Here is a 12,091-nt window from a genome sequence, read left to right on the forward strand (position 1 = left end):
TATATGTAAATAAACACATTTATAATAGCTATTACAATATACATGCAATATACTTGAAGTCTTATAAATAGAGAAGAAGAACGTTGCGAGCAACGTTCTCTTTTAGTTTGTATACTATTTCATGGCACCAAGAATTGGTGGTACAATTTGTTTTTTACGAGACATAGTATTAGGTAAGAATACACCATTATCCTTTATTTCTTTTTCAAATGCTTTAGTAACTACACCTTCTACATCGCCACTAAACAACAATGTTGTACTTTCATCGAGAATATTTGTAATCATGATGTAAGATGCATCGTAGTTATTAGTGCTGCGAAGAGCCTCTAAAGCTTGTACTAGCTCGCCTTGTTTAGCCAATACATCAGTTGTATCCATAACAGAAATTTGACCGATAGAAATAGTCTTACCTGCTTCAGAGAACTCTTTCATGTCGGTACGAACGATATCATCATTAGTTAAATCAGAAATATCTGCTCCCGCTTTCAACATATCTAGCCCATAGGACTCAATATCTACGCCAGCGATTTCGGCTAATTTATGAGCCATTTCTTTATCTGTTTCTGTACATGTTGGAGAACGGAATAATACAGTATCAGAAATGATAGCAGATAACATCAAGCCTGCAATGCCTTTAGGAATTTCTTGATTATTCTCCATGTACAATTTAGTAATGATTGTATTGGAGCAACCAACTGGTTCTAAACGCATAAATACAGGTCCATCAGTTTCGAAATCACCAATACGGTGATGATCAACTACACCACACATATTCATGGATTTGTAACCATCAATAATTTGTTTTGATTCATTATGGTCTGTTAAATACAAGTTGCCGCCTTCTGGAGCAAATTCTTCCCAATTCTTAACAATTTGTGGGTGTTCAAAGCCAAAATGATTCAAAATATATGTTGTTTCTTTGTTAGCTTCACCTGCACAGACTGGAGTTGCTGGTGTTCCCATTTGTGTTAGTAAGTTAGCAAAGGAAATAGCAGAACAAATTGAATCCGTATCAGGGCTTTTATGACCTGCTACATATGTTTTTACATCACTCATAATATACCTCTTTTATATTAATTTCATACTTAATATCGACTTACGTCAATCTGATTTTTAACTATATCATTATATCATAAATCATACAAAAAAACACGCCACTACTAAGTAGTGACGTGTTTTTAACATTCTACAAAATTATCTAATGTGAATGATTAGTCGTGATTCTTTTTGCGGTTTGTTAACAAACCAGGTCCAAGTGTTTCAATAATGATAAACAACATTGGAATGATAAAGATACCAAACAATGTAGCTGTTGTCATCCCTGCTACTACTGTAATCCCCATGGAAGTACGTGCACCAGAACCAGCACCAGTAGATACTGCCAATGGTAATACACCAAGGATAAATGCAAAGGATGTCATCAAAATTGGACGCAAACGAATTTTTGCAGCTTCGATAGCAGCATCAACAACGTTCATACCACGCTCGTCAACGCGAATCTTAGCATATTCGATAATCAGAATCGCATTTTTTGCAGCCAAGCCAACCAAGGTTAAAAGACCAATTTGCATATAAATATCATTTGCCAAAGAGTATCTGCCTGTGAAGTTCAATAAGAATGGTACTAAAGAAGCACCAATCATACCAGATGGTACGGAGAACAATACGGCAAATGGAACCTTCCAAGACTCATATAAGGCAGCCAAGATTAAGAATACAAAGACAAGGCCTAAACCTAGAATCAACATAGATTGAGAACCGGCTTTTAACTCTTCACGAGATTGCCCTGCCCAATCATATGTATAACCAGCAGGTAATGTTTTAGCGGCGGCCTCTTTTAATGCATTGATAGCATCACCAGAGGAATATCCTCTAGCTTGAGAACCACCAATTTGTACGGCCATCGCATTATCAAAGCGAGTAATGCTAGATGGTGTACCCGTTTGTTCCTTTGTAATATAGTTAGAAACAGGAACCATTTGGCCATTGCTATTTCTAACAGCTAACATATTAAGCTGGTCCGCATTTTGACGATATGTGTCTTCCGCTTGGACTACAACCTTATAGTTTTTACCATAAGTAGTAAAGTCGTTAACTTGAATACTACCATAGAACCCTTGCAAAGTGGTAAAGATATCAGCTAATGCTACACCATCTTGAGCCGCTTTTTCACGATTTACATCAAATTGTAATGTCGGCGTAGATGTATCAAAAGTAGTATAAATAGATTGAATTGCTGGGCTCTTACGAGCTTCCGCAATAAATTCATTAGTACGATCAGCCATAACTTGTGGACTATCGCCAGCTTTGTTAATGATGTACATACTAAAACCACCAGTTGTACCAAGACCTGGAATAGATGGTGGATTCATAGCAATAACTGTTGCTTCTGGTACACCTTGAGCAGCAAAACCAAAGGTTTGACCAACCATTGCATTGATAGAAGTTGCAGCAGTAGTACGATATTTCCAATCGGACATAGTAGCAAAAATTACACCAGCACTAGACTTTTGACCGCCACCTAAGAGGTCAAAACCAGCGACAGTAAATACTTCTTGGAATAATTGTTCGTCCTTAGGTTTTTCAGGATCATTTTTTTCTTCCAAGAAAGATGCAACTTTTTCAAGTGTAGCCATAGTACGTTCAGACGTAGCACCAGGTGGCTCATTAATAGCAATCATATAGTAACCACTATCTTCAGCTGGTACGAAAGAAGTTGGTAAGAAGTGGAATACTAAGGCTGTACCACCTGCAAAGACTAGCAATGCAATAACAATTAAACTCAAACGATGACTTAAACGCGCTAATTGGAGACCATACCAATTACTGAATCGTTCTAGAGCAGCATTAAATTTATTTAATTGGCGATGTAACCAATCTTCACGCTCTTTAGTTATATGTGGTTTCAATATGGTAGCACATAATGCTGGTGTTAACACAAGTGCAATAATAGCTGAAATTACAACGGAAACGGCAATCGTTAATGCGAACTGTTTGTAAAGGATGCCTGTCATCCCCCCCATGAAAGCAACCGGTACAAATACCGCTACCAATACGAAGGCGATACCAATTACAGGACCTTGTACGTTTTCCATCGCTTTAATAGCCGCCTCTTTTGGAGGTAAACCATTATATTTTAACTCATATTCAACAGCCTCTACCACTACGATAGCATCATCAACTACAAGGCCGATAGCCAAAACCATGGCAAAAAGCGTCAAAGTGTTAATAGAGAAATCTAATAAAACAAAAGAGCCAAATGTGCCAAGCAAAGATACTGGCACAGCAATCATAGGAATAATTGTGGAGCGCCAAGATTGTAAAAAGACATATACTACAACTAAAACAAGGAGCAATGCCTCTACAAATGTATGCTCAACCTCATTAATAGATGCACTTACGAATTTAGTATTATCCACAACTACATTATATTGCATATCTGGTGGGAAGGATTTAGATTGCTCATCTAGAACCTTTTTAACATTAGCAATTGTTTCTAATGCATTAGCATCATTTTGTAGGGAAATAGCAAAACCAGCAACCTCTTTATGAGCAGATTTTGCAATGAAGTCATATCCTTCAGCCCCAATTTGAATACGGGAGACATCCTTTAGATGTAATACCTTACCATTAGTGCTTTTAATAGCAATATTACCAAATTGCTCAGGTGTTACGAGACGTCCATCAATTTTGATAGGATATTGGAATGCTTGTTCACCATTTGTAGGATTTTTCCCTACTGTACCTGCTGCGGCTTGTAAGTTTTGACCTTTAATAGCCGCCGTAACTTCAGAGATAGTAACACCAAGTTTTTGCATCTTCGCAGGATCCAACCAAATGCGCATAGAATAATCAGATCCGAACTCCTGTACAGAACCAACACCCTTAATGGATTTGATAGTATCCATCATATAATTGGTACCATAGTTCTTTAAGAATGTTGCATCATATGTGCCATTTGGTGAACTCAAAGAGAATATAAGTGCCATATCACCAGAAGATTTAGTAGTTGTAACACCTACAGCTTGTACCTCTGAAGGCAATTGTGCAAGTGCTGCTTGAACACGGTTTTGCGTATTAACCGCATCCATATCAGCATCTGTACCTTGATTGAACTGAACAGTCAACGAATAGCTACCGTTACTGGAACTATTAGAAGTCATATAGTCCATATCTTGTACGCCTACAATCTGCGTTTCAATAACACTGGCTACTGTATCATTAACAACTTGAGCAGTTGCACCAGTATAGGTAGTATTAACGCGAACTGTAGGTGGAGAAATTTGTGGATATCGAGCTACCGGAAGGTTCATCATGGAGATAAGCCCTACCAACGTGATAACAATGGCTATTACGATGGCAAAGATAGGTCGATTAATAAAGAATTTCGACACGATCTATCCTCCTTTTATTTTGTAGCTTTCAACTGTTCTTTAGTTAGTAGTTTACCATTTACTTTTACGCCATTCTTCACCTTAGTTAAGCCGTCAACGATGATTGTATCACCAGCAGCTAAACCAGATTTAATGATTGTTTCATTACCTTTAGTACCACCAACCTCTACTGTCTTTTGTTCTACTACACCAGCAGCATTTACAACATAAACAAAGTTTTTGTCCATGATTTGTAAAATTGCACGACTTGGTACAAGGATTGCATTTTTAATCTTTTCACCAGGGGAAACAACAGTAGCATACATATTAGGTAATAATAAATGATTAGGATTTGGGAAGGATGCTTTCAATACAAGCTTACCCGTAGATTGATCTAAACTCTTAGCCGCTTGAACGATAGAACCAAGTTCATTATATGTTTCGCCATCAGCAAGTTTTAATTGAATATTTGGACCATTAGAATCATCCGTTGTAGGATTCTTCATGAAGTCAAGATATTCTTGCTCAGTCATACTAAACTCAACGAAGATTGGGTCAATAGAATCAATAGTAACTAGTGTAGTAGAGCCAGCCTGAACGTAAGTGCCTGTATCTACGTCATCCATGCGTAATGTACCAGAATATGGTGCATATACCATGGTATCCCCCATATTATCTTGAGCAATTTTTACGGATGCTTCATACGCTTCATACGTAGCCTTAGCTTGCTCTGTAGCACTACGTTGCGTATCTACACGTTGTTGAGCAATCGCATCTTGTGATGCCAAAGTTTCATAACGTTGAAGATCCACTTCTGCATTTTTCAAGTTTGCATTAGCTTGAGCTGCTTGTGCTTCTGCATTGGCAAGACTCGCTTCATATTGACGAGAATCAATTCGATATAGTGGTTGTCCCGCTACTACTTGTTCGCCACCTTTTACAAACTTCTCAACAATATAACCACTTACACGAGCATGTACAGCTACAGAGTTCTCGGCAACTACAGTACCAGCAAATGTTTGATCAACTTGTGTATCACTTGCTGTAAGTTTATACGTATTAACATTAATCTCACCAGCTTGCTGTTGATTGTTGCCACACCCTGCAATCATCACAGCAGACATTACGAGAGCTGCTAACATACGGGAATAACGATACTTCATTATCTGTACTCCTTTTCAGAAACTAATCATTCATGTCACATAATTACATAAATATCTTTATATATTCTACAGGATTCTATAGATAAAGTCAATTTTTCTGATACCCCTTTACCTTTGTAGAACATAGATAAAATCTGATTAAACCCACATATATTGTATACAACAAAAATGTTAAAAATTATTGACATTTTATTTCCATGCCTTATTACCTCTAAGATTCTTTATTTAAATTAATATGAAAATTTTATTCTTAATATACAAAAACCGCCTAAGAATCTACCTAGGCGGTTTTAAAACCACTTAATCGGCTGTTCTATATCAATTATAGCCGAATAATCACAAATTTATCTGTAAGCGCAGACTTATTTCTTAAAATGTCCGCTTCTATTTTGGTGGAGATGAGGGGGAGTCGAACCCCTGTCCAAGAGTGTTGCCATATAGACTTCTCCGAGCACAGTCTATGATTTAAGTCTCAGGTTGCTATCGCTCACAGACAAGCTACACAACCCCAGTTCATATTGTCTCGCCTAATTCATATGAACAACTAAATTAGACCAGCCTACTGTTTGACGTCCATTCACACTTGGTAGGCACAAGTATGAGGGACGTAGCTTATGCAGCTAATGCAAAATTTTCTTCTGCGTTTAAATATTTTCCCACCGTTTAACGGCCTCATGGAACGCCGACTCGCTATCTATACCACACGCACCCCTGTCGAAACCTTTACATCCCCGTGCGTCGGTCTCATAATTATAAGCCCATTTAATACAGCTGTCAATTATATAGAGCCTTTATAATTCAGTAAAATCTATAACTTCTAGATTACTTTATCTCCTACTAAAGATGAAGCTATTATATAGAATCATAAAATTAATTCAATTCTTTGATAGCTTTATCCAATGTCCGGCACACATAATCAATTTGTTCTTTATTATGGGCAGCTGTAACGGTTAAACGAATCCTACTTTCACCAATAGGAACTGTAGGCGGACGTATCGCTGTACCTATAATTCCAGCATTGTATAAATAATTTGATACTGCTAAAGTATCCTCATTGCTACCGATAAGTATTGGGAAAATTGGAGTATCATTCGTAGCATATATTCCTATAGAATTTAAGCAATCTGCCATATAGTTCACATTATTTTGTAGTTGCCTTAAAACAGATGTATCAGACTCAAGAACATGTAATGCAGACAGGGCTGCCCCTATGTCAGCAGGAGATAATGCAGTGGAGAATATAAAGCTACGACTCATATTCACAAGATAATCAATGATGGTGCTATTAGCAGCTACATAGCCGCCAACAGAACCTAACGATTTGCTCAATGTACCTAGCTGAATATCCACTTCTTTCTCGAGACCATAATAAGCAGCCGTGCCATGACCGTTACCAATGGTTCCCGTCGCATGAGCATCGTCTACCATAAGTAAAGCATTATACTCACGGCTAAGATCGTAGAGCTTATCCAATGGAGCTATATCGCCATCCATGCTAAATACACCATCTGTGACAATGAGCTTTCGTGTATTTCGATCTACTTCTTTCAATAAATACTTTAATTCGTCTACATCACAATGGTTATAAGCCTTTACAGATCCTCTACTCAGTCTACAACCATCTATAATACTAGCATGATTTAAAGCATCGCTAAAAATAATAGTATTCTTATCTGCTATGGCAGAAATGGTTCCTACATTTGCCATGTAACCCGTATTAAATACGAGAGCCTTCTCTGTATTCTTAAATTTTGCTAATTCTCTTTCTAGCTCCGTAAATAATGGGAACGTACCGGATACAAGACGCGATCCACCTGATCCAGTGCCATATTGTTGAGCCCCCTTAATAGCCCCCTCTATTACACGTTCATCAAAAGTAAGCCCTAAATAGTTATTTGATGCCATCATCAAATATTCTTTATCATTTCTTTTAACACGTACTGCGTCTATAGGGCAATATTCCGTTAATGTACGAAAATTTAGGTTATTGATTTTATTATTTAATTGCTCTTGGAAGAATTTATACATACAATCACCGCTGAACAAGTACTGGTGCTTTTTCCAAATACTTGATTACACAGTCCACATCAGTATTTGGTTTAACAAAAAATACACGCCCTCCTAGATTAGATCCAAATTCTTTCAAGCTAGGAATTCGATGGTAAATATCATTGCAAGCCACATAGCCTACTGTGTAATCAGGATCATCAGACCAACATAATTCACCTACAATCCCCTCAGTAGATTGCACTTTAGAAGCCAATACTAAGGCCTCTCTCATATGTTCATTTTCCCCTAGTTTTTCCGAATCAAATGAATCCATATGACTCACGCGAACACCACGGTTACCAGAATCTATGCGCTCACCAGAAATTGCGTCAACCAACATAGCACCTCGCATAGATGAATCTAAACCTTCTAATAGATAAATAGCATGTTTAACAGCAGTTTCACTAATATCAGCGCCCTGTAAAAGTTCAACAGCTAATTGATGCGCCTCAGCAACAGTATTAGCAAAATGTTCATTTACTTTTAAGCATTCTATATATGTAATTGTTTCTGAAGGAATCAAGTCCACTGTAATATTGATAAAATCAGCTATCCCCTTACTATGATGCAGTGCTCGTTCGGCTAAAGACTGAGCGATAGCTCCAACTTGATTTAAGGTCACAATGCGTTCTGCGCCAGAAATATGGTGGCCCCCGTTTTCATGGGGACCACCTTGAGCCGCGCGCATACGCACACTATATAATTCGTCCATTATGATACCTTACCTTTAACTACATTACTTTGAGGTACTTGGTTGTGAATTTTATGGAATACTTTCACAAATACTGGTGCCATAATTACTGTAAAGATCATACCTGGAACTGCGAGAGCTATCATAGGTAATGCAGCCTTACCAACATATAAAGACAAAGATAACCGCGCTAAAGCAGATGCAATTGGACCTGAAACCATAATACCTATTATGTGATTATGGCATATCCAAAGAATTAGTCCCACAATGAGCCGGAATTGCATAGCAATCATAACATTTAAAATAGTTTGAGTACCTAATGCTAAGCCTATTAGACTAGATAAACAACCACTTATAATATACTTTTTAAATCCGAATACGGCACATATCGCTACCGCCAACGGGGCTGATAATTGAAACTCTATACCTGGAATGACATTAGGTATTTTAATAGCCCCTAATACAGTAATCATGGCAGTTAAAATAGCAACCTCTGTAATGTACCGAATGTTCTGATTCATAATGTATCTCCTTTACTTAGAAAATGTCAACTACAAACACCTCTTATTGTTTACATTATAAATTCTCACTGTATTTTTATCAACCACTAAAAATAACATAGTTAACAAATATATAAAAAAGAACCAAGCCATATCGACTTGATTCCTTATGACTCTTAATATTTTTGTTGTTCTTTGATTCGCTTAGCAATATCGCGCTTGGCATCACGTTCCGCCATATCTTGACGCTTGTCATAAAGTTTCTTACCAGTTACTAGACCTACAGTAACCTTTACATAACCGTGACTAAAATGAAAGTTTAGCGGCACTAAAGAAAATCCTTTTTCCTTAACTTGAGCATGTAACTTATTGATTTCAGATTTATGCATCAACAACTTGCGTGTCCGCTCCGGTTCATGGTTAAAACGATTACCTTGTTCATACGGACTGATATGTACACCATACAATAAAATTTCCCCTTTATCTATACGACAAAAGCTGTCCTTAAGATTAAGCTTACCTTGACGAATAGACTTTATTTCAGTTCCTGTTAAAGCAATACCTGCTTCATAGGTTTCATGAATATGAAAATCATGACGCGCCTTACGATTGTCAGCAATAAGCGATGGGCTAGATTTCTTTGCCATATTCTCCTCTATCGTTTACGTTTACTTTTAGATTTTTTAGATTGACTACGTTTTGTAGCTTTATTTGACTTCTTGCGACTCGATTTACCTTTTTTAGATTTTTTACTGAAAGCATCATATCTAGAACGCCCAGCTTTTGAATCATCTCGTTTAGAAGTTTTTCTACCGTTTTTTCGGGATGACTTTCGCCCCTTTAAATTTCCAAAACCATCACGACTAGTAGCATAGTCAGAGCCACTACTCAATTGTTCTTGGATAGCCATCAGATTATCTACTTCACCAAGAACAAAATCGATTTGTTTCTTTTCTACATCGGCTTTTACAAGTGTAACAGTAACCTTTTCACCTAAGTGATAGGTTTTACCTGTCCGCTTACCAACAAGAACAAAATGTTCTTCGTCAAAGAAATAATAATCGTCGTTCATCATGCTAATATGCACGAGACCGTCGATACCATTCTCTAACTCTACGAACATGCCAAAGGAGGTTATGCTCGCAATAGTGCCTTCAAAAACTTCGCCTACAAATGGAACCATGTATTGAGTCTTCTTTAGATCAGTAGTTTCTCGTTCTGCCTCGGTTGCCACTTGTTCTTGTATGGAAGAATGTTCCACAGCACCAGCTAAGAAAGCTTCATCTACATCTCGTTTAGAGTATCCACCCTTCCAGTGCATATCCGCTTTTAAAAGTCGATGTACCATCAAATCCGGATAACGTCTAATGGGAGATGTAAAATGCGTATAGCAAGTGGATGCTAACCCAAAATGGCCGACGTTTTCAATGCTATATTTCGCTTGCTGCATAGAACGTAAGGTCATAATTTGAGCCACTTGCTCAATATCTTGTCCCTTCACTACATCAAGGATTTTTTGGAAATCTCGTGGTGTTACACCATCAGCACTAAGGACAAGAGTTTGACCTAAATAATGTAATACCTTTTGGAATAAATCCAATTTTTCTTCACTAGGATGTTCATGAATACGATATACCGATGTACGTTGAGTATCCTTTAAATGCGTAGCTACCGTCTCATTAGCAATGAGCATACATTCTTCGATAAGCCGCTCTGCCATAGTTCGATCGCGTTTTACGATACGCAACGGTGTACCATCGAGATCAAGTAATACCTTATATTCCGGAAAATCAAAGTCTAATGCCCCTCTACGACGACGCATACGATTTAAAATCTTAGAAATTTCTGCTAAGTCACGAAGCATAGGAATAAAATCTACTAAATCGTCAGGAACAATATTTTCCTCTAACGCTTTATAAACTTCTTTATAGCTGCAACGACGTCCTACATGGATAATAGACGGACGAATACGATAATTAACAACTGTACCTGAATCATCAATTTCCATCATACACGTCATAGCATAGCGATCTTCATGGGCATTTAAACTACAAATACCATTCGATAATGCCTCTGGTAACATTGGTACTACGCGGTCAACTAAGTAAACTGAAGTCCCCCGCTTGTATGCTTCATTATCAATAGGCTGGCCTGAAGTAACATAATGACTAACATCCGCAATGTGTACGCCTAGCTCATAATTACCATTTGGTAATTTACGACCACTTACAGCATCGTCAAGATCTTTTGCATCTTCTCCATCGATAGTTACCATTTGTAAGTCTCTAAGATCCCACCGCTTCGGATCTTCATGAACAATAGTATCTATCTTCTCACTTGCCTCAATTACCTCTTTAGGGAATGCAAAAGGAATCTTATGATTAGCCATAATACAGTTAATGTCTAGGCCTACATCCCCCTTATAACCTAAAACTTCTGTTATAATTCCTTCAGGTTTTTTATTGCCTTCAGGCCATTTTGTAATTTTTACTAGTACCTTAGCTCCACTCCGAGCATCTAAAGTATCTTTTAAATCTACAAAAATATCTGTTCCAATACGTTCATCATCTGGTACAACAAAGCCGAAGTGTTGTTGTCTGTCGTAAGTACCAACTATGGTTTCATTAGCACGCTCAATAACATCAACGATGATGCCTTCACGTTTATGCTTTGTATAATCTGATGGTACAATACGAACACGTACCTTATCATTATGCATAGCAGTTCCTTTATTTTGTTCTGCTACATAAATATCTTCATCATCCAGCATAATAACAAATCCATAAGATTTACGATATCCTTTGTAGATACCTTCATATTCTTCATGCTGTTGATCTTCATATCGGTATACATCTGGTCGAGATGAAGTTAATACGCCTTCACGGGCGAGCATTTTCGCAGATCGAATAAACATTTCAAGATCTTTGCCACCTCGAATACGATTATCCATTGCTGCATCCTCAATATGGTATGCATGTGGTTGTATAGATTTATAAAAGTCCAATACCTTCTTCTTCAAGTCTGCACCCCCTTATTAGGATGAAAAAAGAAAAAGCCTGCAAAGCAGGCTTTCATCATTAGAATTGATTAATCATTGCCCCTAACACTAAGCTCAACACAGCAAAGATAATCCCCAATATAATCGTACATTTAGATAAGAAAGCATCTAAACCGCGTTGCTTACCACCAAAAGAAGAGTCTGCCGCACCAGAAACAGCACCGCCCATGCCTGCATTTTTGCTATTTTGTGCAACAACTACTACAATTAATAAAATAGATACGATTACTTCTACAATCATTAAGAAATTTGTCACG

Annotated in this window: 9 protein-coding genes and 1 other RNA gene; all 10 read right to left on the reverse strand. The window is 37.5% G+C overall.

Annotated elements, in window-relative coordinates; translation table 11 throughout:
* Nucleotides 1-114 precede the first annotated feature (114 nt).
* The 10 genes from HMPREF1865_RS00595 to secG all read right to left on the reverse strand — a co-directional run bounded on the left by HMPREF1865_RS00595 (nucleotide 115) and on the right by secG (nucleotide 12,090).
* Complete coding sequence (locus HMPREF1865_RS00595; RefSeq protein WP_060918849.1) at nucleotides 115-1,056, reverse strand: manganese-dependent inorganic pyrophosphatase; 942 nt, start codon at nucleotides 1,054-1,056, stop codon at nucleotides 115-117.
* Between the two features lie 155 nt (nucleotides 1,057-1,211).
* A complete protein-coding gene (locus HMPREF1865_RS00600) occupies nucleotides 1,212-4,394 on the reverse strand; it encodes an efflux RND transporter permease subunit (RefSeq protein WP_060918850.1) in 3,183 nt (1,060 codons plus the stop codon).
* Nucleotides 4,395-4,408: 14 nt separating this feature from the next.
* The gene (locus tag HMPREF1865_RS00605; RefSeq protein WP_060918851.1) at nucleotides 4,409-5,536 is read right to left on the reverse strand and encodes an efflux RND transporter periplasmic adaptor subunit; all 1,128 of its coding nucleotides are present in this window, start codon (nucleotides 5,534-5,536) and stop codon (nucleotides 4,409-4,411) included.
* 390 nt (nucleotides 5,537-5,926) lie between these two features.
* Nucleotides 5,927-6,269, reverse strand: a transfer-messenger RNA (tmRNA) gene (ssrA, locus tag HMPREF1865_RS00610).
* 137 nt (nucleotides 6,270-6,406) lie between these two features.
* Nucleotides 6,407-7,564, reverse strand: coding sequence for an 8-amino-7-oxononanoate synthase (bioF, locus tag HMPREF1865_RS00615; protein ID WP_060918852.1), 1,158 nt, complete (start codon nucleotides 7,562-7,564; stop codon nucleotides 6,407-6,409).
* Between the two features lie 4 nt (nucleotides 7,565-7,568).
* Complete coding sequence (locus HMPREF1865_RS00620; protein WP_060918853.1) at nucleotides 7,569-8,297, reverse strand: 6-carboxyhexanoate--CoA ligase; 729 nt, start codon at nucleotides 8,295-8,297, stop codon at nucleotides 7,569-7,571.
* Entirely contained in the window at nucleotides 8,297-8,797 is a 501-nt protein-coding gene (locus HMPREF1865_RS00625; RefSeq protein ID WP_060918854.1) for a hypothetical protein, read from the reverse strand. Before HMPREF1865_RS00625 ends, HMPREF1865_RS00620 begins: the two co-directional genes overlap by 1 nt.
* Nucleotides 8,798-8,952: 155 nt before the next feature.
* Nucleotides 8,953-9,423, reverse strand: a complete 471-nt coding sequence (smpB, locus tag HMPREF1865_RS00630; RefSeq protein ID WP_004695987.1) for an SsrA-binding protein SmpB — start codon at nucleotides 9,421-9,423, stop codon at nucleotides 8,953-8,955.
* 8 nt (nucleotides 9,424-9,431) lie between these two features.
* Nucleotides 9,432-11,795: a ribonuclease R gene (gene rnr / locus HMPREF1865_RS00635; protein WP_060918855.1), complete on the reverse strand. Its 2,364-nt coding sequence runs from the start codon at nucleotides 11,793-11,795 to the stop codon at nucleotides 9,432-9,434.
* Nucleotides 11,796-11,853: 58 nt separating this feature from the next.
* Nucleotides 11,854-12,090, reverse strand: a complete 237-nt coding sequence (secG, locus tag HMPREF1865_RS00640; protein ID WP_004695991.1) for a preprotein translocase subunit SecG — start codon at nucleotides 12,088-12,090, stop codon at nucleotides 11,854-11,856.
* Between the last annotated feature and the right edge of the window lies 1 nt (nucleotide 12,091).

Source organism: Veillonella parvula, assembly GCF_001553335.1.
In the GTDB taxonomy this organism is placed as follows: domain Bacteria; phylum Bacillota; class Negativicutes; order Veillonellales; family Veillonellaceae; genus Veillonella; species Veillonella parvula_S.

Coding starts and splice junctions, on each gene's coding strand:
- HMPREF1865_RS00605 (WP_060918851.1), bottom strand. CDS start 5,536: ATGAAGTATCGTTATTCCCGTATGTTAGCAGCTCTCGTAATGTCTGCT.
- HMPREF1865_RS00625 (WP_060918854.1), bottom strand. CDS start 8,797: ATGAATCAGAACATTCGGTACATTACAGAGGTTGCTATTTTAACTGCC.
- HMPREF1865_RS00595 (WP_060918849.1), bottom strand. CDS start 1,056: ATGAGTGATGTAAAAACATATGTAGCAGGTCATAAAAGCCCTGATACG.
- smpB (WP_004695987.1), bottom strand. CDS start 9,423: ATGGCAAAGAAATCTAGCCCATCGCTTATTGCTGACAATCGTAAGGCG.
- HMPREF1865_RS00620 (WP_060918853.1), bottom strand. CDS start 8,297: ATGGACGAATTATATAGTGTGCGTATGCGCGCGGCTCAAGGTGGTCCC.
- bioF (WP_060918852.1), bottom strand. CDS start 7,564: ATGTATAAATTCTTCCAAGAGCAATTAAATAATAAAATCAATAACCTA.